The sequence below is a fragment of the Paraburkholderia sp. HC6.4b genome, from assembly GCF_014200875.1.
GTDB lineage: Bacteria > Pseudomonadota > Gammaproteobacteria > Burkholderiales > Burkholderiaceae > Paraburkholderia > Paraburkholderia tuberum.
Genome location: NZ_JACHDC010000022.1, coordinates 1 through 23,769 on the forward strand (window position 1 = coordinate 1; position 23,769 = coordinate 23,769).

The window sequence follows — 23,769 nt, forward strand, 5'->3', positions numbered from 1 at the left end:
ACACAAACCATTACCAAACCGCTCAGCAGACCTGGACCATTCGGTATCTCTGATCGATGCCGCCGTCTAGTGTCGGTTTCTCACAGCCGTTCACAACTACTCCAAACAAAGCATCGAACCTCATCAGCTATACCAAATCCAGAGTGATATTCTCAAGGAACGGCGTTTGCGTTAATCAGGAGGCTCGCGAAAGGCGAGCAAATCGTAAAACGGGGGGGGAAACCATGGATGAGCGAAAGCGCGACAGTATGGTCGCGTACCTGCGCCGCAGAATGGCTGAAGTCGGCATTGAACTCGATGACCTGGCAGCCGCAATCGCCGAAGACCAGCTTAAACAGAAAACTGCCCGGTACCGCAGCGCGACAGGAGAAGCTTGGTCGGGCGACGGCGAGATGCCTCAATGGCTCAAGCAAGCCATCAGCGCAGGGCAATCAATGGAGCACTTCGCGGTCGAGCGCACCTCGCCCGCGGCGTCGGCGACGACCGAGACGCGGACGAAGGTAGACTGGAGTCAAGACCCGTTTGCAGGCAGCAGACTTGCGGCCGCACAGCCGTCACATCGAGGCACTTGAAATACGCACTGGTGGTCAGCTATTTGACATCTTGTCAAACTAGTAACCAAGCTATCTCAGGCTCAGCCGAAACAGACTACTTCGGACAGTCGACTTGCTGGAAACCGCAAGCTCCAGCGCGAAACTAGAACCGTGACGTCTCGATTCCCTCGTCCAATTCCCTTCTCTACGATGCGGTCGACAGGATGGGGTCGATGAAAATCTGAGCTCGCTTCTGCCCGTACTCGAACGTGTCCTGTTCGCTGAGGAAATCGAATTTCTGCCGGAAATCTATAAGCTCTTGGCTGTCATCGTCATGCGATGACAGCCGGCATCGTCTGGGCTCGTGAGTGGGTTGACACCAACGGTTGACCAAAACGATTTGGAACTTCTGCAAGACGGACCTCGAATCCTGCTTTGTTGAGGTCCATCCCGCCGTGAGCCAGTCCTCTGTGCGTTGATGTCGGCCACGACCGTCGAGGTCAGAGCCGGCGGCGACCCGATAGTGGCAGGATCGACGTTTCCCCACAAATCGCACGAACCGCCTTAGATGACGATTTCATAGTCGTCCTCGTCTTCGTCATCAACGTCGTCGTTGATCTGCCGAGGCACAGTTCCTGGCCGATCGCCTGCCAGCCACGCTTTGGCAAACGCGAAGCAAGCCGCAGAGTAAGGTTTGTTGTGTTTGACGAAATTACTCAGGATATCGTCAAGCAGTGTCTTCGCTTCCATCAGCGTCGCTTCCTTATCAGCTTCGGACGCCATCTTGTCCGCTGACATAACCAGCCTTCGCCAAGCGAATAGCTCCCGTTCCAGTGAAGTCAATCTGGCCGTACGCGCTGCGACCAACCGTCGGCGGTTCAGGCCGAAGCCTTCTATTGTCGCCTCCGCTTTCATCAAACCAATAGGGTCGAGCTCGGCAGGACGAACGAAGGACCGGGTTTGCCCACCAAAACTGCCGACAGTAAACTCAAGGTAACGATGTGGATCATCGAGCGTCGGATTGATGAGTAGCGGTGATTCTGTATGGAGGTATCCCCCCGAAGGGGCACACCCCTGACCGGGCATCAAGGGGAAGTAGTTCCCCTTCCCGAGTTTCCTCACAGATCCGTCGGGCAGAAAATGATCAGTTTCCGTGTTGCAATCACTACATGCGGGGAGTAGATTTGTCCATTCCGATGCGAGCCACCAATAGCCAATTGTAGCTGCCGGGGCTCGCGTCAGCTGCACTCCCCCCTTGGGCCGAAAATGCTCAACCTGGACCCCTTGATTCACGAATCTCGACTCGCAGTACGCGCACTTCTTTTCAAAAATCGCGTTAAGCGCCTGCTTCACCTCCGCGTCTCGGTAAACGTGAAAGCCGCCGAACGCCGGGAAGCCACCAGGTGTCGTCGCGTAGTAACCGGAAGCGCGGCTTTGCTCGTTCGTCGCGCGGTCGCCTTGTAAAATCTCAGGTTCGCTACCAAATGGCCGGTCTCGCTTAATCACCTAGCAGCCCCTTGTACTCTTGGTCACTTTGCACGAGCTCTTCGATGAGTTTGATCGCGTCCTCCGACAGTTCGCCTCCATCGCCAGCATCTCGTAAAGTTGCGAGTTGCCTGTCTATCACGCGGTACATTATTCTCTCTCGCTGGGTCACGCCCATCATTCCTTCATCGTGCAGAGACTCTTCAAGTCCTCGCAGTTCGTCTCGCTCACGTGCGTTCAAGCGGGAATCACCCCGCGCCAGCAAATCGTAGTACCGGACAAATTCACCGTCCAGTTTCTCGTCCAACGTCGTATTGAGCCCAAACAAGTCGGAAGTGAGAAGCTGATCGACGAATAGTCCATCGATGTCACCCGGCGCAGACCGCGCTGACAGCGTCCCTTGCTCCGACGCATTTAGGATCTGGACGTCTTGTCCCCGGACGCCTCGCAAGGTCAAAGGATCGTGTGTGCTATAGATGAAATGGATCATCGGGAACGCCCGCCGCAGTCGCTCTACGATGCGGAGTCTCCAGGCCGGATGCAAATGAGCATCCAGCTCATCAATCAAGACTGTCGCTTGCGCTCCCAAAGCACTGTCCCCCCACGAGTACACCACCTCCAGAATATCGGTCGCAAGGGAGAATATGTTCTGCAACCCGGAGCTCATTGCATCGATCGGCTGCTCGCGGCCATTTATTCGCACTTCGACCTTCGAATCTACGATGTTCACGACCGCAGTCGGCTCCAGCATCAACTGTTGCACAAGGTCTGCTGCATCACGCAATCTTTGCCCAGCAAGCTTCGTGAACCAGCCGTGCGGACCATTAATCTTTGCGTGCTCGTCAAAAAGCGATAGCAGCCGAAAATCATTGCGCCGTTGCTTCCGCGACATGACTTTCCGGGCCAGCAGACGGTACGCCCCGTATGCAAGGACAGGAGACGGCGCAGAGGCGAATCCGCCAAAACTTCGACTGGTTCTCTCGAAGGTTATAACGTTGGGCTCATCCGAGTGCCAGAATTCGAGCCTTATCTCCCCCGCTGACGCACCCTCCGAGATAATCGTCTTTGCGTCGTCGATCATCTCCGATGCAACCACTGGTCCAGCCAAGGAAAGCGCCAGTGCCTGGAGCATAGACGTTTTGCCGACACCATTTGGCCCAACGAATGCAACCCACTGTGCATCCTTCCCATCAGGCATCGGAAAGTCAACGGCTGCCTCTCGAATCCCCTTGAAGTTTCGGATTTCGATTCGACGGATCGGCCGTGCACGCCGTTGCACGTGCCCCAAAAGATATCGGGAGTCTCTTGCTCGGTCACGCGTTTCGAATACGCGTTCAACCTCATTCCGATCAATAAATCCTACAGTGTTAACGATTTGTCGAAGGCCCCATTCTGATATTGAGTGCAGATCCATCCTACGCACTCTTCTCGGCATAAGACCATGTAGCAGAAGCGCTATTGCTCCCGAAAATGTCGCCTCAGGCAGGAGTAGTTTTCGGACCGCTTCGAATATCGAAGTTAACGCTGGCATCTTCGCTTGTTCGAAGGCTTCATTCCACCGAAAAATAAACTCACGTAACGCGCTCTCTCGACTGTGAAGCAAGTCGTCGCGATTCAGGTCGAGAACTGAGATAGTCTCCGTACCACGCTGTGTGAGACCGTACATCCTTCCTGAAGGGGCAACACTCAAATGCTTCTCTACCTTATCGTATGCCGGATCAAGGAGCGCAGGAGTCTCAGTCCGGCGCAATGATTCGATGCTCGCACCTAGCGCACTTCGCCCTCTAATCAAGGGGAAGAGATTGGCCTTTATCGAAGCACACGCAGCGCAGCCAACATACAAATTTTCCCACTCCACCGCTAGCCAGCAATAGTGGAGGCGGTCTATTCTCCCTCGCCCCCGGTCTGCAGCCCGAGTCGGTCTGAAATGGTCAAGACTCTCAGAACGGCTCCCGCTGTGAAGGCGTGTTTCACAATAGGAGCATTTTCCAAAGGTCCACCCCGACAGTACCTCCAGCAGTTCGCTCCGATCCCTATGTTCCAGACTCAACTCAGGAGGCCTGTGAAAATCTGGCTCTTCCAGGTATTCACGCACCTTTTGTCTATACGATGTTGCCTTTCCAGAAGAAAAAAATTGTGGCGTCGGTACGTTATAGCGATTCAATTGTCGCATTGTGTTCTATCTCTTTGGTCAGATAGCAATTCGTTATTATTAAAGGAGACGCAGCAACCGTCAGCGACCACCGAAGATGTAATAAGCTTAAAGGTCAGGTCTCTGAAATTGCACCCAATTGTCCGGAGCGGAAATGGTCAACGAATGTGTAGCCCTGGAAATTGCAACGTAGAAAAGCTTCGCCTGCGCGCGTTGCTCCCGGGCGAAATGCGCAGCGTCGGGTACCACAACATGGTCGAACTCCAGCCCCTTCAGTAACAATGGGGTTGACACAGTTCTCTGCGGTAGCCGACGTCCCGTGAGGCTCGCACGCTGCCTCACTCGTTCAGCGGCATCTGTCATCGACACACAGCGTCCAGCCGCAACGTCCGCCAAGGCGCGCTCGACATCGCGCCAAAGTTCCCTGCGGTAGAGCTGGTAGCGCGCACGCCGAGGAATCAACGACAAGACTGTCGCCCCCGCCTCCGCGGCGCTAGGACCAAAAAGATCGGCTACCGCTAGCCTGATTCTCGCATTGGTTGCCAGATCGGCAAGGTTGTCCTCCTCGCCATCCTCTAGCGGCTTCACATTGACGCAATCGTCCACCAGCCCCGTGATGACATCGACTCGGCTTTGACGTGAATCGCAAGCATCCCAATCGACGCAGAACTCCTGCAACCGCCTGGCAGCCACCTCCTCAATAGCTTGGTAGCCGCCGCCCGCTGCGCGAGCTAGTCGATAACAGATTCCCTTGTTGCAATGAACAGCCGCGACGCTGCCCTGAACGCCGTCGAAGCCATCGAACAACGGCCCCATATCGAACGCCGTGTCGGCGCGACGGAACGCGACCGGTCCAACCGAGAAGTCTATCCCCTCACCCCGCATCAACCTTTCCCGGACGTCCGCAATCCAGTCTCCAAGCTCGGGATTACGATTCCGCCACCGATGAGGAACGTCAAGCTCATCGACCAGGGGAAACCACGGGAAAATGGTCGTCTCCCAGTTGAGAGTCGCGCCAGCGAACTCGAAGATACCTTGCATCGGATCGCCAAAGATCAGAGTCGGGACGATGGCGGACAACGTCGTCGCAAGCTCGTGCTGGGAACCGTTGCAATCCTGATACTCGTCAATCAGAATGCGGTCGTAAGAGGCTTCGACCACTTGACGAACCGCGCCAACTGCGAGGGCTCGAATGGTTCCTCTGTACAGGTTGTCCCACTGCGCACCTTGCGGCATACCTTCGCAAGGCTGTGCAATTCCGGGGAAGGCATGGGCATACCGCATTGACCAGCCGGCGATTGTATCGACCACTGCCGCCGCATGTGGAACTTTCAAACGCTTGAGTCTCGACCGGATGGCATGGACCCCGGCGTGAGTATGAGTAAGAATTAGAGTACGTCGTCCGAGCGCCGCGACCTTGGCGATCTGCTCAGTTTTTCCGTGCCCTGCCGGCGCGACAATGGCCCCTTTACTGAAGCCCAAAAGCTGTTCGGCTTCAAGCATATAGCCAAGCCTCAGCAGCAGCCAGCGCTACTGCTATCGGGGACTCAGGGCTCGTCATTGCAATGTCCCACGCAATAGGAGCTAGACCACGGCCAATGCGTTGATCCTTGAACCACTTCTTCGCACCGAAGACTCCCGCGATCTTCTCACGCAACTCGCGACCGTCGAACGCGGAAATCAACTCCCACACCACGAAATCGCCCGCGATAGTCACGCGATCCAGATCCAACGCAGCGAGAAGGTTGTCGTTGATTTTCCCGGCACCACGCTCTTCGCGAGCATATTCAAGCAGAAGCTGAACTTGTTGGTCACTCGCCGCAGAAAACAGTGCGTGCTCGGACTCCAGCTCTCCTCCATATTCAAACACTGGAATCCCTGCCTCATCCAGCGAGGCCACTGCCTCCACGGTCAATGGCACGTCGGAGTCACGGAAAACTGCAACGGAATATCCCAATTGTGCCAATCCCAATGCCATTGACACAGTTTGCCCACCGTTGCCATCCGCAACTGATGCTCCCTTGTGCTCGCATGGCATGTCGTCGTGACGAGGCGGCCAAAACTCCCGCAGGCCGTTAAGCATCCCCACTTCGGTCATCCCCTCGCTGACCAGGATGCGCCGAGCGAACAGCGCTCGCGGGTTGAACCGCATCAGAGCATGGATGGGATCGGGCGCCGCAGGCTTGGTCACCGTAGTCGCACGATCCGGGCGGGACGTCCGACAAACGAAGAGCGACCTCGCTCCTGCCTCGGCCAAGGCCACCTCAGAATGGGTGGTAAGGATAATCTGACCGACCGGGCAATTCGCCTCTGAGGCGACGGTCTGGTCGCGCCGAAGCTGAGAGATTGCCCCCATGATGCGATGTGGCTCGAGCCCATGTTCGATTTCATCGACGAGAACGATAGCGCCTTCCGATACGGCGGACTTCTGGATCGCGAGAGTAGCCAGGCGCCTGGTTCCCAAGCCGGCCATTCGCAACGGAACTCCCTCGTCGTGCAGCGCGATGGAGCCCGCGGAAAGACCTCCGCGACCAAGCTCCAGCCCGGGTGCGTATGCCCCCTCGACATAAGCACCCATGCCTTTGGCAAACCCTTCAGCCGCCGTCGCAGCCTCCATAAGGGCCTCGATCTCGTGGAGGCCCGCGCTGTCTCGGGCAGCCTTATAGGCTTGTGCCAATCTGGCCGAGGCCTCCTCGTTGTTCCCGGTCAGCCGAGACAGCACCGAGCCTTGGCCCCACGCCAAGTGTCGAGCGTCCTCACCGGCGAGACGGACTAAACCGAAGAGTGCGCGATCGCGATTTGAGAGCGTGCGCGCGTCTTCGATTCGGTCGCAGCAAATCTCCCATGCTGGTTCCAAGGTGGCATCCACGGTGAGCCGAATGGTCAGGACCGGCTCGTCGCCATCTTCAGCCTCATCGCGAATCGTCCCCTCGGCGGACCAGCCCCGAATATAAAGCCCGAACCGTTCGTCCGACTTGAGTGCCTTGGACAGCTCGCCCACAGTGACTTCGATCTCAATCGTCTTCGTAGTGTCGCCGCCGATGAAGTCCGCTTCGGTGAACGACAACCACCGCGAAGAAAGCGTTGCTTCTATTGCGTCGAGGACTGTCGACTTACCGGAATCACCCGGGCCAATCAGACAACAGAACGATAGACTGGGGGACCAATCTAACGATGCGATGCCCCGAAAATTTGTGACTTTAAGTTGTCGTATTTGCATTTCCGTTCCTCTGGAGCATTCCAGCGCAATATCCCGTTTCATCCGTGAGCGTCCACGCTACTTCCGAACGTTTCGAATCGATGCTCGCCGTCAATCAATCGATCTGTACGCAACCGCCGACTTCGCGTCGTGCTTCCCACGGGATTGCCGGCGGTCGGACGGCAGCGCTGGCGCTGCGAAGCCACCCCGGCCCAGTCCATGCGCCCAGTCAAGCTCACTGCGTAGATTACGCGGGTATTTCTTCCGGCACGTTGTCCAGATGCTCTGCCAGGCGGTTAAAGATACGGTGGACGTCGGATGAGCCCGTCCAGAAACGACGGTCGCCGACCACATACAACCGACGCTTGGCGCGCGTAACCGCAACGTTTACCAAATTCGGTTTTGCCCCAGCAAAACTGGAAATCACGCCAGGGCTGGACGGATTGCCACCGAGCAGAAAAACCACGTGGTCGGCCTCCTTACCCTGAAAGGTATGGACCGTCCCCGCCATCCCCTTGCTCGCCTCGCCGTAGCGGCGGTAAAGCAGCTGCCGGATCTTGCCAGCAACCGTTCGGAATGGCGTGATAACGTAGACCTTGAACTGTCCGTTTTGCTTGAGTACGCCGCCCGTAAGGCGCTCGACCAAGTCCATAGCGCGCAACGCCTGTGCTTCAACCCAATGCCCATCAGAATGCTCCGCTGGAATCTGCACCCAGCTACTGGGCCCAATACCGTGGGGGCCGGCATCCTCACTTGTGCCATAGACCATCTTGTCCTCATAGGCGATGCTGTTGGCAATGCGGAACATGGGATTGAGACAGCGACGGTGCACGAGCAAGGGAGACCCCAGCCAGATCCTCTCCTGTGAGTCAGGTTCACCGAGATAGATCCCGAGCCGGTTGGCGCGATCAGCCAGCGTCTGCGCAGACGCGCGCGGCGGCGCCCATTGTGACTCGGCGGAGCAGCGGCGGAGCAACGGCGCCATCAGCTCCTGTGGCACACCCACGACCGGCTCCAGTTGCAGCGGATCGCCGACGATGACCGAGCGTTTGCTGCGCCAGATCGCGCCAGCCGCCTGTTGGGGTGTCGCTTGCCCCGCTTCGTCGATCATCAGCCAAGCGAGTTGCTCGCTCTTAATACCCCGAAAGAGCCGCGGGAACGAGGCAAAGGTCGTGGAGACCACTGGCACTACCAGAAAGAACGCGTCCCAGAGATGAATCGGCCCCTTCTCGATCTGGGTGACATTGAGGTTGCCCTGCAGCAGGCTCACGAAAGCGCTGAGGGTGCGGGACAAGCGGTTCCACGCGGCCACGACGAATGCCTGGTGCAGCTTCATAGCTGCAACGAAAACGTCGCGGCGCGCCTCGAACAGCGCCGGAAATTCATAGGGCACTGCACGGTGCAACGACTCTCGATCCAGCGCTGAAAGATGCCATAGGGCAATCTTGTCCGCAGACACCTCTGATGCGGATAACACGCGCTGCGCCTTACCCAGATCGGCGTCGGCCCGCATCACTCGAGACTGAGCCTCATCAATGCGCTGCTGTGTAGCCTCCAGCAGCGTTTGCGCGTGCCCCAGAGTGTCGCGTGCATCGCGAACGACGCCGGCAGAAAGATCGCGTGCCTGGGTCAGCCTGTCGAGGAGCCGGGCCGGAAGCCCGGCATCTCCTTCGTCGCGGCAGATATCGTCGAGCGATATCCCGGCTCGTTCGACTTCCTTCCTGCAGTTCGCCTCATGCCGATCGACAGCCGCGACGGCCTCCGCCAATGTGCCGAGCTTTCGTCCGAAAGCTTGCTCCTTGGCGAGTCGGTCAGCAGCAGTCGCTTCTCTCACGCGCGCCTCGCGCAGTTGCTGCTCGAGCGCAGCACCACGCACGTTCCAACGGCGGCTGTATTGTGTACGGAAGAGTTCTGAGAAGAATCCCGGCTTGCCCCGAAAGTGGAATTCCATGTCCGTCTGAATGCCACGTATCGCGGCTACCGCGGTCTCATGCCCGGTACGAGCATCGTCCAGTGCGGCCGGGTCTACCGTTTCGCGCAGCAGATCATAGGCTTTCTGCTGTGCCTTCCTCTCCGTATCGGCATCGCTCCATGTCTTGCAGATCGATACCTGATGTACGGCGCGCTGGCCCTCGCGAATAGCGGACTCCAAACTGGTTTGTGCCCGGCGCGCCGCTTCCTTCTGACCGATGAGGGCCTGCTCATTGATAGTCAATGTTGCAAGGGCCATCCTTTTTGCAGACATTGCGCGCGTATTCAGCTGAATGGCGTCGGCGACGCTGGCTGCCATACGCGTCAGGTCTTCCACTCGCTTGCGCGCCTGACGGTATTGACTGCGTGCTTCTTCCCACGATAGCGCGCCGTGCTCACCCGTCTTAACGAGATCTTGCAGGGAGCGCAAGCGCAGCGGGTCCGGTTCGGGCAATGGCTTCCCTTCCTTCTTCTTCTGCGGCAGCCCCGAGAACCAGAAGCGGGTCGCAAACTGGCTGCGATTGCTCTTGTTGCCCAACACCGCGGTAACCAGGCCCCAACGCTCCTGTGTTGCCGAACGTTGTTTCGCCTTCTGCGGCGCGGCTACCGAATCCGCCAGCACCGGGAAATAATCGATGTCGATCCCCGGCGCGATCGCAGCCAGTCCCGGTAGCTCTTTCGTGATGTTCTCCACCGCTCCGTTATTGGCGGACGACACCACGATCCCAAAGCCCCGCAAACGCGCATCGAGCTCATACACGGGATACTGATACTCTTCAATGCCAAGGCGTTTCGCGAAGGCCGACGTGGGCGTCTCGAAATCCACGAGGACATCCGCGCGATTCACCACGACGGCAGCGATGATGTCCTTGAGCATGGTGGTCTTGCCGGTACCGGGTGGGCCGTTTACAGAGAAGAGACCGGCACCGTCAGAGAGATCATTCATCACGGTATTGACGGCGAACTGCTGGGCTGTCACCAGGGGGAATCTGGCCGGCCAGCAGCCGGCCGGTAGTTTCGACGGGTGGACCCCGTCGATCAACCGGTCAACCTCCGACTCGAGGTCAACGCGGCCGATTGAATCCTCTCCCTTCAGATAAGCCTCTAAACCGACGCCGATATTTCGCGCCGCCACCGCATCGCCCACATCTTCCAGATCTTCAGCATAGAAGCTGTTCAAAGGATCATCCTGGGACGCCGTGGATGCTTCGCTGTCCGCCGCCTCGTTTTCGGGTGCCCAGAGAGCCTGGATGCGCCACTTCTCATGCTGCTCGGGATACCAGCCCGATAGCTCAAAGACAAGGTCGGCAATAGCCTGAACATCGCCCGACGTTACTGGCCGCAAGGGAGGCGGCTCGGGGCGGGACTCCGCTACTGCAGGCGCACCGCGTTCTTCGCGAGCAACCACAGCCGGCGCCGTCTTTTTCTCTTCCGCCGCGCTTTCCCCACAGGGCTCTTCAACTGATACTCTCGCAAGAAGCCGGCGTTCGACCATAAGGTCTTGCACTTTCTCGCGGATTTGCTCTTCAAGCCCACCGATCCCGAAGAATCCCCGGAAATCAAGCGTCGCGGCATGTTCGCGCGCGTTAGCAATCTGCCCCATCGCCCACGGTACGGTGCTTATAAAGACCTGCCCGCTCGCCATCCCCTCCCCATTGACATTCAGAACAACGCACGCGGCCGGCGAGGTCGGCCGCAATTCCGAATGGTCGATCGGGACCGCGCCGAGGTATCGGCGCGCAACCTCAATAAAGTAGCTCCCACCGAGTATGCCCGCGAAGAGCTGAAACTTCCGGCTCGGGCCAATCTGTCGGTCGAGAATGGTCCGCTTCTTCGGGTCCTTCCACGGCAACTCGCGATCAGTTGCGTCGTGCTCAAACTCCCAAACGGAATCTTCCAGCTTGACGGACGGTGGAGACTGAGGGGCAAGGTATTCAAGAGCCTGCCAGAAATTGATGGCCGCCTCCGCCTCCTTCCAACTGTCGCGAACCCCGTTCGTATGTCCCACCTTCGTTGACTCCTTCAACATCTCGATCCACCACCCCAAAACTTCACTTGTCGGCCCTCAACTTTTCCGGCAGACATACTATCCGACCTGAGCGTTCGGGAGCATGCAAAAGTTAAATCAACAATCCGATTCCGAATTAGGCTTCTCCCAAGTAGCTCGCCAAAGACACCTGCCGTGCTGGCATATGAAACTGTCGCTGCTAGAACGTGAAAAGCTCGCAATGCGCCTCGGTATTCATGGACGGCGTGGTGTAAATCGCCGAAAAGCACCGATGGGACATGAACTGTCCTGTCACCGGCGCTATATGGTGAAACTGAGAATCCGACCTGGAGAGCCAAGGCTAGCAGCGGGCGAAGATTGCGAGCTTGCGCTTAATTGTCCTGATACCCTCGACCGACTACTTCAAGCAGGGACCCGCCGACTGTTGCGTTCAGGACAGCACCTCCTACGTCTGGTAGCGCCCGACCACGGGTCAAGTCGAACTCGCGATCGGAACGTCACCGCATCGTTTCAAGACGTACGCTACGACATAGTCAACACGCGGGCTTGTCGCCAAAGTCGTCCATGTACGGAGGAATGTACGGGAGGTCAATTATTTCCTGAGGGGTCTGCCACGCCCGAATCCTGTTAGTGAGAGCGGCGATCATCTCCGGAACGTTGCTCCCCTGAAGATAACTGCCTTCCCACTGCCCGACCTCGCGTTGAAACTTCATGGCGAGATCCACTTTCGCAATGCCCTCTACTTTCGTTACGCCAGCAGATTCCTTGACGTGCTTCTGCTTACCAGCCCAGTTGTTGGGCAGGTAGGATTCAACCGTGTAGTGCTGCGTGACCCAGATTCCCGGAGCGGGATGGGTTTGAGCTGCTTCATGTAGTATGCGCAGTTTCTCGGCACCGATCGGGCTCGTACTTGCTTCCGGGAGATCCTTGTCAACGACGATGACGAAATTTCGATTGATCCTACGCAGGTCGACCTTTTCATTGTGATCGTCGGTCATCGTAAGGTGCTTCAGGAGTGCGCCACCATAAGTCACGAACGAGTAATGAACCCGTTCGATCGGTGGCTCGACGTTGTGAGCTTGACAATAAAGCTCGATCCATTTCTTCAGGTAAATGCGGTCACTGGGTCCTTCTACCCAAATAATCCCATTGGCCTGAACAAGATCTCCCGAATAAACACCCAGATCGTCAAGTATCCGACGCGCGTCCGGCAACATCTCGAACTTGCCGCGGGCCGCAGAGACTACCTTGGCTTTAACGCGCGCACCGAGTTCAGGATTGGTAAGAACCGACGAGTGTGTGGCGATGATGGTCTGCGCTTCGAGCCTCGTTCCTTCCGAGGCCACGATGTCAAGCATGACGCGTTGCAGGCTTGGATGGAGGTGACGGTCGGGTTCATCCAGCAAAACAAGTGAATGCGGGGCGCACCGTCGCATAAACGCAAGGATTGATGCAAGTTGCAACCAGCCAAGCGGCAACATCTTGCGGTGCACATTCCCGTGTTGACCTGGATCGTCCTTGAACAAGACACTTATCCTTCCGGGCTCCCTAGTTTCTCGATTGAACAGGACGAAAGCTGGCACGCGTGGATTTGAATAGACCGAAGGGAAATGCATGCTCAGTTCATTCAACATTTCTACGAGATTTTCGTCGGATAGCTCATCCGCTGGAAACGCGCCGGCTGGCTGAAAATGTTCAACATTCAGATCAACCAGGTCATCCAGGATCGGTTGGATTCCAGCTACCCAATCGCCGGGCTGCCCATACCTGTTCGCCATCACATCAGGACAGCGGACATCACTACCACGATTTGCAACGACGGTGATTGCGACTTCTTCGAATATCGACATGTCCGGCTTGGTTCTCGAGAACCGAACCCTAAGTTCGAAATCGGAACCTACGAAGTCGAAACCGGAATAGTCTGCACCAGGGTAGTTTTCCCGCGCCAAAGTTGGCCAAAGACTTGCATCCGCAAGTCCCCGGAATAGGTCGATCACAGTACTTTTTCCGCCTGCGTTCGGCCCGACGACGATCAGCAATTCGCCCAATTCAAAAAACACACTGTGGCCGCTGTCTATCATGTGCTGATAGTAGCTGCTCTGCTCCGGGCGTTGGTGCCAATTCAGCTTGCGTAGTCCGTGAAATCGAAACCGACGAACACACCTTTTGTTCTGATCTTCCACTTGGCCTCACTATTTTCTCTTTTCACCTAGCCTGCCAACCACGCCCTAGTTGGAACATGACAGTTCATCCCAGACGCAACATAACGCATTGAACGCCTTGCCCTCTTCATGTTCGTTCGACGACCTTGTCCCTCGCACGTCCATGCTCTCAGCGGCCGCCCATTATCCGTCGCCCCTGGATCGGAAAGTTGCTAGGTAACGTTCTAAAATCCACCGCACCGCACATCCGATTCAACATTTTCATCAACGGCAGCTTGTGAAAAAACTGAAGGGTTGCGTGCTCACGTCGGCTTATGCACTGCGCATAAGCAAGCACACGCGTGCTATCACACAGCTTCATGACAGAGTGTCCGATGAAGAGATGGATCAGCAAGCCATGCCTTGCGGCCGTCCGTGCGGCGGAAGTAACCCATCCCAAGGTGAATGAGCAGCATCATTGGCTGTAGACATCCACATCGGGGACCCAATTCGCAAGGAACGCCTAGTATCGTCCGTGACGGAGAAGGAAGGGCGGCCACGGTTGCTCATCTGAACGCACAAAGCGGACGTGGTCGGCCGATCTACTGCAATGAGCGAAGCGCGACAGGTGTTGGCGGGCACGTACTGCTCGCTCCGCGAACAACCGGTGTCATCGCTCGGCGTTGCAGCCCCGCTTACCAGGCAGGCACGCAGCTGGCCCCAGCATCAGCTCGGGAACGCTTGATTCCACAACACCTCCCCTGGTCAGCAAAACATCAAATGCGCGCAGGAACATCTCCCCCGAAGATTGAGCATATGCTTTAGCAAACATATGCTTCCTTAGGGTATAGCGTAGATATCCTCGATCGAGGATAGCAGGAATAGCCTTCGGCCCTCTGCAGCGAGTGCAAGGTGCCTTCCGGCATCGCTTGATGCGACGCCTCCGCCAGACTATTTCGGGTCCCGCGCATCTAGCTTCGCCAGCGCGTCCGTTATCTCAGCCCATCCCCCGTGGTCGGATATCCCTGGCGCGCCACCGTTCCACCCGTCCCCGCCAGCGGTCACCACCGAAGCTCTTCAGTCGGAAGAGGCGGCCCCAACGTCGGTGGCTTTGCGCGCGGCCGACGTGTGACATGGGATGTATATCATCGAAATCGACCCTGCTTCGATTTATTTTTGAGGAAATTTCAACCGCAGAATCACTGCAACGAAATCTCCGATAAGTTGCTAGCAGATCTCGCCTCGCTTGCATCTTCGGCAGAGTCTCTGTTTGCTGCACTCAGCCGTGAGCGAACGCGAACTTTGCGTTGCGACACCATATCTGTATCTGCCAGATCACGTGACTGCCGATTGCTTTTTGACGTCCGCGTTAAAGGCACGGTCCCTTTCTGACCTCTAGCACGGACGCTTCCGTCGGGAATTGACTGCGCCGGGGCCAAGCAAGCGACGCCTTCCGGTTTGCCGTTGCCGTCTCCCAGCAGCACCAGACTCGTGGGATTCTTCCGCTCCTGCTGGGGTGCGGCGTAGACGAAATGCTACGCAGTTTTTATACAACGACAGCCGCCTGACTCCTGGACGTTGTTGGCCCCAGGCTCACAAGCACGGCGGTATGGCAAAATCCGCCTACCGTGCTGAATCCACAACACGCCCGCCACGCGACGTGCAGACGACAAATGACCGCGATAACCATCAAAACCGAAATCCGCGACGCCGTATTCGAGCACGAAGTGTTCAACGCAGGGAACATCAATTCCTGGTATGCGCTCGAAGCCATCCGCGGCGTTGAGGCGACCTGGACCTTTTCCGAACCTGAACTTGGTGAGGAACTCACCCGCCTGGAGCGCGAAGGCCTCGTTCTTCGAAGGAGTGGATTCGGTGGTGATGTGCGCGAGTACTGGGGAGCAACCCACACCGGCAAGATCGCACGGGAAGCCCGCTGGCAGGAAAGGGGACGACGCCACCCTACTCTTTCAACGCAAGTCGCGTCGGCAGAAGACTTGGCCATCGCTCTGATTGCGAGCGGCGGCGAGGAGCTCGATCTGCCGACTGGTTCTGGGTTGACGGACACGACGCTATCAATCTACCTGCGGCATCCGAATGAGACGGCGTCTGAGGCGATGGTCAATGAACTGATCGCAAAAGGATTGGTTCGACGCGAAGACGAAGACTTGATGAACTGGCCCTTCCGATTGACGCTGACCGCCGATGGACGTCGCCATTACGCACGTGAGATCGTGCCACGCCTCGGCCTCCAGCCGCCGGCGACTATTCTCGCACCGACTACGCCCGAGCCGGTGCCCTTCGATGACCTTGGACTCGAATCGAACCTCGCGGACAATCTTCGCTATCGCTGGGAGGAAGCGGCCCGATGCACAGGAGCACGCGCATGGCTTGCGGCGACCGCCTTGTATGCATCTATCCTCGAGGTTGTGCTACCCGATTGGCTCAGCCGCGATATTGAGCGCGCCAAGGCGGCCGTTGCAGCGCCGCGAGACAGGCGGAGTCAGCAGGTACTACCCTTGGAAGCTTGGCCGCTCGGAGCTGCGGACGAAAACTTGGACTACCTGGAGGTAGTTCATGTACTCGTACGAAGACCGCATGCGAGCGGTCCGGCTTTATTTGAAGTTGGGTAAGCGCGTCGGGGCGACCATCCGACAGCTGGGTTATCCGACCAAGAATTCTCTGAAATCGTGGCATCTCGAATACGAGCGATGTCATGATTTGCGGACCGGCTATGTTCGTTCCAGGCCGGTATATTCGGCCGAACGGAAGAAGGTGGCCGTCGATCATTACTTAGGCCAGGGCCGTTGTGCTGCTGCAACCTTGAGGGCGTTGGGATATCCCAGTCGCGGGACGCTCGCCGCCTGGATCGAAGAACTGCATCCCGAAATCGGAAAACGCATTGTCGGCAGAGCAACTGGCAGCATTCCGAAATCGCCGGCGGTGAAGCAGGCGGCAGTCATCGAACTGTGCACCAGAGAGGAAAGCGCGCGCCTGCTTGCGCAGAAAGCAGGCGTGAGCAGGCCGACGCTTTACAATTGGAAGAACCAGCTACTCGGTCGTGAAGCCCCAGCATCCATGAAACGCCAGAAGAAGCCAGCGCCTGACAGTGAGCGTGCGAAACTGGAACAGCAGGTCGAATCGCTTCGACGCGACGTCCGGCAACTGCAGCTCGAGCACGACATCCTGAAGAAGGCGAACGAACTGATAAAAAAAGGAATGGGCATCGTCCCGCAACTCCTGAGCAACCGGGAGAAGACGATGCTGGTTGATGCCCTAAAAAACACCTACACGTTGTCAGAGCTTTTAGCCGTATTGGGGCTAGCTCGCAGTTCCTACTTCTATCATCGTGCGCGTCTGCTCGTGGCCGACAAGTATGCTGGCGCTCGCCGAGTCATCGCAGACATCTTTGAAGTCAATCACCGGTGTTATGGCTATCGCCGGATACGCGCTGCACTGGGCAGGCAGAAGGTCGTTATCTCGGAGAAAGTGGTGCGACGTTTGATGAGGCAGGATGGGCTGACCGCTGCCACAGCAAGACGACGTCGCTACCGCTCCTACGGCGGAGAAATAAGCCCTGCGCCGGAGAACATCATCAATCGTGACTTCCGCGCAGGAGCCCCGAACGAGAAGTGGCTCACCGATATTACCGAATTCCAGATCCCGGCCGGCAAGGTGTATCTGTCTCCGTTGATCGACTGCTTCGATGGACTGGTGGTGAGCTGGACAATCGGCACGCGGCCGGATGCCGAACTTGTAAATACCATGCTTGATGAGGGCATCAAGACGGTAGCCAACAGTAATAAACGGCCTGTGGTCCACTCTGATCGCGGGGCGCACTATCGCTGGCCTGGATGGCTCGCACGCATACGTGATGCCAAACTAGTTCGCTCGATGTCACGCAAAGGATGCTCACCCGATAACGCGGCCTGCGAAGGCTTCTTCGGGCGGCTCAAAACGGAGTGGTTCCATTCCCGTGATTGGCGGACTACGACCGTCGAGCAATTCATTGAGGTACTTCACTCCTACATACGCTGGTATAACGCGAAGCGGATCAAGGTCTCGCTAGGCGCTCTCAGCCCGCTCGAATACCGGGAGAGCTTGGGAATCGCAGCATAAACCAGTCCAAGTATTTAGCCGCACCCCCACCGGGTCAGTATTCGGTGGAAATCAACAGACCTTGGGAGTGTTCTGTATATTTCTTTATCTGGAACGTCTTCATACGCTAAACGTATCAAGCTCCAATCAATACGGCTCTCGTTGCGGCACTCAATTTGCCGTCGAAGAACGCCAATCCACAGCCTTATCCACAGAAATTGTGGATCACTCGAACGTATGTCGTCGGTCACTGCAGATGCTATTTTTTCCAGTACCGGTGCGAACGCGAAAATGACACTCATCCTGGTCAGCCTTCATGATCAGCGGCCATGCAACCGAATCATTGCCCGCGCGCCGACGCCACAAAGCGAAAAAAACAGCGAAATGAATGAGCCCACGTAACCCGTCACCCGGTCCGGGGTACGAGTGTCCGATAAAGAACCTCGATTGTTGGGGTTGCCGTCTAGTATCACGAGCGTCTTTGTGTAAACATGCGCGTCTGTTAGGCGAAACGCGAGAAGACTCTGATCATGCGGGAAATTGCCGACCAAACTATGATGCATCGCTCGCTTTAAGATGCTGTTCAAATTCCTTTTAAATAACGAGAGCACTATGAAAGACAGCTCAGAACCAACGGCATTTAGCGAGACTACCGATTCCTATTACGTTCCTCCCCACTTTACTGAGGTCGAAGTTTTTCAAGAGAAGCTGTATCTGGGAGAATGGGATTCCGAGCGACTTATAAAAATCCTAAAAAATAAAGTTTTGAAATTGCTTTCCCCGCAAGCTGATTTGGTTGGTTTGCAAGCCGTTATTCGCATACTCAGAGAAGCTACCGACCCGCAAATACCGTCTGGTTTGTTTTCGATAGTTGATGAGACTTTCGAAGAAGAAACCTATGGCATAGAGTTATGGGCGACTGACATCGGACGAGTTTTAATCCTAGATTTTCTTGACATAATCATGGAGTATAAACGCGCGGACGATATTCCACGAATTATGGGCATGATGTCATGGGAGTTGTTTCACATTCCCAGTCATATTCTCATGTTGACGCGGAAGTATCGATGGCATCAGTTGTGGGATGCTATTTGTGGACGTTGGGATCTGGAATCAGAATATGATCCGCAGATTCGTGCTCAACATTTTCTAACTGAAGAAGCGCTTAAGGGGGAGCCGACTTCGGAATCGGCGCTGCTGCAAGCGCATCAGAAAGAACTAGTTGCACTTCAAAGTGTAGCACGTCGCGCAACAACGCCAGTTGTGTACGTGGAAGGTAAAACGGATCGGATGATTTTGGATATTGCATATTCGAAACTATTTCCGAACGAAAAAAGACCATTCCTAATTAAGGAGTGTGATGTGATCGGTGGTGCAGCGGGCGGCGCCGGGGGGGCTCAAACACTTTCTCGCCTAATTTCGAGTATCAGACAAGATAGTACTTATGCTGCGTTGGCCCTTTTCGATCACGATAAGGAGGGTATCGATGCCTACAACAAACTACCGGCATACTTCTGCAACAGGCCTCAACCTCAATACAGGCCGGGAAAAATATCGCAAAGCGGGCGTGCCGCGGCCCTTTTATTGCCATCGTCAGGCGGTCGAGAAAAATACTCGGATCTTCTCAATCTTTCTATCGAATTTCTCTTCGAGGACGAAGTCCTGAGCTTGAAAAATTTGTCTGGAAAAGGATTAGTATTTAACTTTCCGGATTTAGAGATTCGAGTCAAGAAAAATGGAAATCCCCTCGTTGAAGTCAGGCGAAGCGATCTGTCTGAAACGCGAGAAATCGTTGGGGGCAAGATGGAATTTGCTAAAGATATTGTGCCAGCACTTGATGCGGTGCACTTCCATCGATTCAAAAATCTGTTCTGGATGGTAAAGGATATCCTCCTGACGGACATGAAACCAAGCGAAGGGGACTAGGGTCACGTCCAACCCAATATCGCTCCATGTCATTCATTAACCGAAAGACTAATCATAAAAGCCTGGGCGGCACGCCGCCCAAGGAGTGAGCCCCGCGTCCTTGAGCATAGCGAGAGTACTAAGAATTCACTCTCTTCAGGGCGCCGACTTCACTCATCTTCCTCGTCCATTGCCTGACCAATTTTTCGTTCTCGCTCGATATCCGCATTCGCATCTCGCAGCAAAGCTTCATACAACTCATATGCTGGTTCGAAGCGACCTATTCTCGATAAAACGGCCTCAGCCGCATCTCGCAGCGCCAGATCGCGAGCAAACGGTCTACCGGGAACCCCGCTTCGAATACCGCCCGTTGCACTCGCATATAGGGCATTTGTCGCACGTTCCTGTAGCTCAATGCCGAACGAATTTGCCTTACGAAGAAATCGAATAACGAACGCCTCTTGCTCGAAGACAAACGAGTGAGCCGTTTCGCGGAGGATCGTCATCGCCAGTTCAAAATCGCCCAATTTACCGGAATCGATGAATGTCTCAAGATAGGAAAAAAATTCGGAGCCAAACGGCGCACAAAGTCCTTCAATCAGGTACGAGAATTGATATCTGAAAAGGACGTCGTCTGATCGCTCGCGTGCCCAGTCAAACAGATAGCTTAGCCAGAATCTTGACTTCGGCAGATCCATAAAACCGAACGTTCCGTGCCTGAACGCGCCATATGGAATAGGCCGATAGTGCCAATCACTGCCCTCCAGGACCCGTTCCACCCGAAGCTTAAAAAAATCTATCATCAATTGGGTATGGCGTCGGATGGCCTTCCCCAAAAACTCCTGAACCCAATAACCCTCCAAATTATCCAGTTGAACAAGTCTTTGGAGGAGTACCTCGAACTGCTGTCCCGTCACGTCCTCAAACGAAATAACACGCGTATTGCACAACCACATCAGATAGTTATCCGCGACCTCGGGATCTGCGGACATATTTGCGGCCGTGAGCAGTTCCAGCGCAAATACCTGATCAACTGACGCGACCGTGCCGATAGTCTGCGCGCCTTGTAACAGAACAGGTTTCGATTCGGATCCGACTATCTCTCTAAGTGCCCGGACATCGGTTTCTGTATATCCGTCGCGTGGACGGTACCGGTTATAGGCTTCGGCCAGAATCCATATGCCGGATTCGTCGCCAGACTCAAGGTACGACAGCACAGCTGCTTCAGCGTATGTCGCATCGTCGTGGAGTAACTTTGCGAGTGCGATACCAGCGAACCGGCCGACAAGTGAATTCTCGTTGACACGCGCGTCCTCTATGACGACTCTTGCAAATCCGACAGACGCTGCGATGATGTGACTCAAGAGCCCGAGAGGTGCGTTCGCCGAATCGTCCCCCGCATCTATAATCTCCCGAAGACGATCTTCAAGGAAAGAACGCAGTTCGCGCGGCTCAGGAAAGGTTTCAAGAATCTCAGCCGTAAGTTGGCTCAGGACTTTCTCACGGTTGTCCAGAGAATACTCGTCGCCCGCCTCGCCAATAATTCGCCCCCATCCGCCCATGAGAAGATTGATGGTTCGAGAGCGGAGATTATCGTTCCCCCTCGCCAACACCTCTTTCGCCAACGGCGTCGTTGCGCCATCGAAATACTTCGCGTGCCACGAAACTGCGTGAGCCAGCCGATTAAAGACGACTGGTGAAACCTCGCGCTGCCCAAGGTGGTTATTGATCTCCTTCAATGTCCAGCAGAACTCGCTGGTCCATTGGTCCCGTCCTTCAGTTGAGACAGCCACATTGAACATCCCCATCGGGAAGCGAAGTGCGCTTTCCAGCAAACCAGCAGCACGGTAGCCGCGCGATGTTCTTGGATCGAAGAGCAAGTCGATGCAAGCGCTAACGATCTTTTTCCGGATCGAGGTTATTTTCTCCCCGGATACCAGAAATGCTTTCAAACGGACTTCGCGATGAGTCGACGACGTTGTGTGCCCCTCCGTCGCCAGAGCGCTACCCAAGATGTCAAGCGGTGTATACGGAGACTCCCAGCTACTATCCATCGGGATCAGTGTCAACGCGAAATCGACTACGCGCTCGATGTATGTGATGGGCTTGTAGGGTTCCGGAGATGCGAGTTCGGCAAGAATACGGATCGGATGAGATGGGTTCCGACCCAGCACACCTCTATCGTGCCGGCCTAGGTCCCATAGTAACTGGCATGCCTTTGGCAAAGATTCATAGTTATAAGCGGCATTGCGGATGATCTTTGCTGCGCTCTCCCGCTCTTTGCCCGAACGGATCAGTCGAACTGCAAACTCCAATGCCTGATTTGGCTGGTAGAAGGCAACGGCTGCCGCCGCTCGCAAGTAGGCAGGGTTATCGTCACAGTTGGCAAATACCCGCTCCCAAAGAGCATCCAGCAACCTACTCTGACGGGTGTCCCCGTTTGACTTGATCCAGTCAAGGCGACCGAGGTTCGAAAGAATGTGTTCAACGTATGGGGCAGGTACCGCGTCGAACACACTTTCGGCAAATCCCGTGGACTGACCTGCCGAAGATATACATTCTTCTTCCGTAATGAAATCGGCGAGCAGGTCTGGAGCGATCCGCTTTGAAAATCCTCTTTCGAACAAGACGCCCGCATCCGCGAGCCGACGGGTTATATGGGCGATCTCATGGGACTTAAGACCAGCGATGTTCGCAAGCGCGTCTATTAACGCCGAATCTTCACCCTTGATTGGCTGGAGTAGCGAAATTGCAGCGAGCGTCACACGCACCGCGTTCGCATTCAGGCCGCTACTAACGCCCTCCACGATGCTTTGAACCAGACGGCTGAGCAGTTCACCGCGGAAATTCTCTTCGCTAAACAGAAATTCTGGCGGAAGTGCTTTACTCGTGGATAGTACCTCTGCGCCGATCACGGTAGCTAACGGGCAATCACGGGTGAGCGTGGCCAATCGCACAGCGTGATATTCAGGCCCTCCGAATCGGTTGAGTGCCTGCCGGGCAAGCGCCTCAGTGTCGGTTTGAGACATCCTCGACAAATAGACACAGCACATCTCATTTCCCGATAGTGCACGTGCCATACGCCTGATGCGTTCAAGCCCGTAGTGCCGCGTTGACACAATCAGACGCGCCTGCCTTGACGGATCGGCGACGTAATCAAAAAGCATCCCCAGATCATCACGGTCGTGTGCGTCATCGCAGACGAGCAGTTTCGGCTCTGTACCTAGTTCCTCGAGACTCCGAGTAGTAAGCGCATCATGGGACAAAAAATAGACGTCCAGCGGCAGGCGAGCCTCCTTGATCCTGTCCGCCAACGCCTTTAGCAAACGAGATTTTCCGGAGCCTCCGCTTGCAACCAGTAATGCCACTGGCAGGTCGCTGTCGTTTGCAAAGCGAGACAACTCATCAAGCTCCGCCTGCCTTCCGACAAGATTCCAGGAATGCGAAAAAGCGCGACTGATCTGTGACGCGGCCCCAAAAAAAGCATCCGGGGTATACCAAGGTGACGGTTCGAGTTCCCCAATCAGTGCGCGACGCTGTCCGGAAAAAAACACATCGACCAGGTGTCGCTGTTTGACTGTGGGTAATCCCTGTCTTATCAACCGCGAGATGTCCTCCCGGTCCCAGAGCTCCCAACCCGCATGTTGCCTGATGGCGTCGCGAGCCTGCGTACTCGCGACGCTGCTCAGCAATATGACCTTATGCGCTGCTTCCCTCGTATGCGCTTTGACGGCGTCATCGATCTTCTTTGGACCGAACGCCGTGTGGCGTTTGCACTGAAACGTGAAAATTCGCCCGTCTGGGAACACGGCCTCGATATCCAGCCCTTCCTGCTTATGCCCCTGATCTCCATAGCGATGTACGTCGGCGTCGCTATAAATGGCACCCAGGAAGTACGCGCAGAAACGCTCGAATGAACTCGGGCTCAGCGCATCAATCGGCCACGGTTGATCGAACGTCGCTTGTGGGGCGGACGCTGGTACATAGCCCGCTGCGAGAAGAAGCTCGCCCAGGTCACATCGCAACGCTGTCGCGATATCCGGTATCTGCGCCGCCCTCGGTCGCGAGAGACCCTGCTCCCATCGACTGACAGTCTGCTGTCGAACGCTCAGCAATGCAGCCAGTTCGGCCTGGTTTGCAATGCCCGCCGCTTGCCGCGCGGCGGTCAGACGGCGACCAAAATCCACCCAGACCATTTTTCTCACCCACAAAATGTGTTCCAGAATATCATACTCATTAAATGTGTTATATTTCAAGCACGCAAATGCACGACACCC

The 23,769-nt window shown here is 55.9% G+C and carries 11 protein-coding genes; 4 read left to right on the forward strand and 7 right to left on the reverse strand.

The window, feature by feature from the left end; genetic code table 11:
* Positions 1 to 224 precede the first annotated feature (224 nt).
* Positions 225 to 572, forward strand: coding sequence for an H-NS family nucleoid-associated regulatory protein (locus tag HDG34_RS29630; protein ID WP_409259615.1), 348 nt, complete (start codon positions 225 to 227; stop codon positions 570 to 572).
* A 525-nt stretch (positions 573 to 1,097) separates the two neighbouring features.
* On the opposite strand, the gene HDG34_RS29635 is transcribed toward HDG34_RS29630, so the two are convergent.
* The 6 genes from HDG34_RS29635 to HDG34_RS29660 all read right to left on the reverse strand — a co-directional run bounded on the left by HDG34_RS29635 (position 1,098) and on the right by HDG34_RS29660 (position 13,531).
* Positions 1,098 to 2,039, reverse strand: a complete 942-nt coding sequence (locus tag HDG34_RS29635; RefSeq protein ID WP_184065091.1) for a hypothetical protein — start codon at positions 2,037 to 2,039, stop codon at positions 1,098 to 1,100.
* Positions 2,032 to 4,191, reverse strand: a complete 2,160-nt coding sequence (locus HDG34_RS39920; RefSeq protein ID WP_311734880.1) for an AAA family ATPase — start codon at positions 4,189 to 4,191, stop codon at positions 2,032 to 2,034. Before HDG34_RS39920 ends, HDG34_RS29635 begins: the two co-directional genes overlap by 8 nt.
* 87 nt (positions 4,192 to 4,278) lie before the next feature.
* Positions 4,279 to 5,673 carry a UvrD-helicase domain-containing protein gene (locus tag HDG34_RS29645; RefSeq protein ID WP_184065097.1) on the reverse strand — a complete coding sequence of 465 codons (1,395 nt, stop codon included), beginning with the start codon at positions 5,671 to 5,673 and terminating at the stop codon, positions 4,279 to 4,281.
* A complete protein-coding gene (locus tag HDG34_RS29650) occupies positions 5,666 to 7,432 on the reverse strand; it encodes an ATP-dependent endonuclease (protein WP_221309299.1) in 1,767 nt (588 codons plus the stop codon). Before HDG34_RS29650 ends, HDG34_RS29645 begins: the two co-directional genes overlap by 8 nt.
* Before the next feature lie 184 nt (positions 7,433 to 7,616).
* Entirely contained in the window at positions 7,617 to 11,348 is a 3,732-nt protein-coding gene (locus HDG34_RS39925; RefSeq protein ID WP_184065100.1) for an ATP-binding protein, read from the reverse strand.
* Positions 11,349 to 11,881: 533 nt separating this feature from the next.
* Positions 11,882 to 13,531: an AAA family ATPase gene (locus tag HDG34_RS29660; protein WP_184065103.1), complete on the reverse strand. Its 1,650-nt coding sequence runs from the start codon at positions 13,529 to 13,531 to the stop codon at positions 11,882 to 11,884.
* Positions 13,532 to 15,162: 1,631 nt separating this feature from the next.
* On the opposite strand from HDG34_RS29660, the gene HDG34_RS29665 reads away from it, so the two are divergent.
* From HDG34_RS29665 to HDG34_RS29675, 3 genes are all read left to right on the forward strand, one after another.
* Positions 15,163 to 16,122 carry a hypothetical protein gene (locus HDG34_RS29665; RefSeq protein ID WP_184065106.1) on the forward strand — a complete coding sequence of 320 codons (960 nt, stop codon included), beginning with the start codon at positions 15,163 to 15,165 and terminating at the stop codon, positions 16,120 to 16,122.
* The gene (locus HDG34_RS29670; protein WP_184065109.1) at positions 16,067 to 17,608 is read left to right on the forward strand and encodes an IS3 family transposase; all 1,542 of its coding nucleotides are present in this window, start codon (positions 16,067 to 16,069) and stop codon (positions 17,606 to 17,608) included. Before HDG34_RS29665 ends, HDG34_RS29670 begins: the two co-directional genes overlap by 56 nt.
* Positions 17,609 to 18,199: 591 nt before the next feature.
* Positions 18,200 to 19,513 carry a hypothetical protein gene (locus HDG34_RS29675; RefSeq protein ID WP_184065111.1) on the forward strand — a complete coding sequence of 438 codons (1,314 nt, stop codon included), beginning with the start codon at positions 18,200 to 18,202 and terminating at the stop codon, positions 19,511 to 19,513.
* A 149-nt stretch (positions 19,514 to 19,662) separates the two neighbouring features.
* Here the strand turns inward: HDG34_RS29675 and HDG34_RS29680 are convergent, their stop codons facing one another.
* Positions 19,663 to 23,748, reverse strand: coding sequence for a helix-turn-helix domain-containing protein (locus HDG34_RS29680; RefSeq protein WP_184065115.1), 4,086 nt, complete (start codon positions 23,746 to 23,748; stop codon positions 19,663 to 19,665).
* Positions 23,749 to 23,769 lie beyond the last annotated feature (21 nt).

What these genes read in the sequence shown, in the direction of transcription:
- HDG34_RS29645 (WP_184065097.1), bottom strand. Translation starts at nt 5,673, where the DNA reads ATGCTTGAAGCCGAACAGCTTTTGGGCTTCAGTAAAGGGGCCATTGTC.
- HDG34_RS29670 (WP_184065109.1), top strand. Translation starts at nt 16,067, where the DNA reads ATGTACTCGTACGAAGACCGCATGCGAGCGGTCCGGCTTTATTTGAAG.
- HDG34_RS29665 (WP_184065106.1), top strand. Translation starts at nt 15,163, where the DNA reads ATGACCGCGATAACCATCAAAACCGAAATCCGCGACGCCGTATTCGAG.
- HDG34_RS29630 (WP_409259615.1), top strand. Translation starts at nt 225, where the DNA reads ATGGATGAGCGAAAGCGCGACAGTATGGTCGCGTACCTGCGCCGCAGA.
- HDG34_RS39920 (WP_311734880.1), bottom strand. Translation starts at nt 4,191, where the DNA reads ATGCGACAATTGAATCGCTATAACGTACCGACGCCACAATTTTTTTCT.
- HDG34_RS29650 (WP_221309299.1), bottom strand. Translation starts at nt 7,432, where the DNA reads ATGAAACGGGATATTGCGCTGGAATGCTCCAGAGGAACGGAAATGCAA.
- HDG34_RS29675 (WP_184065111.1), top strand. Translation starts at nt 18,200, where the DNA reads ATGAAAGACAGCTCAGAACCAACGGCATTTAGCGAGACTACCGATTCC.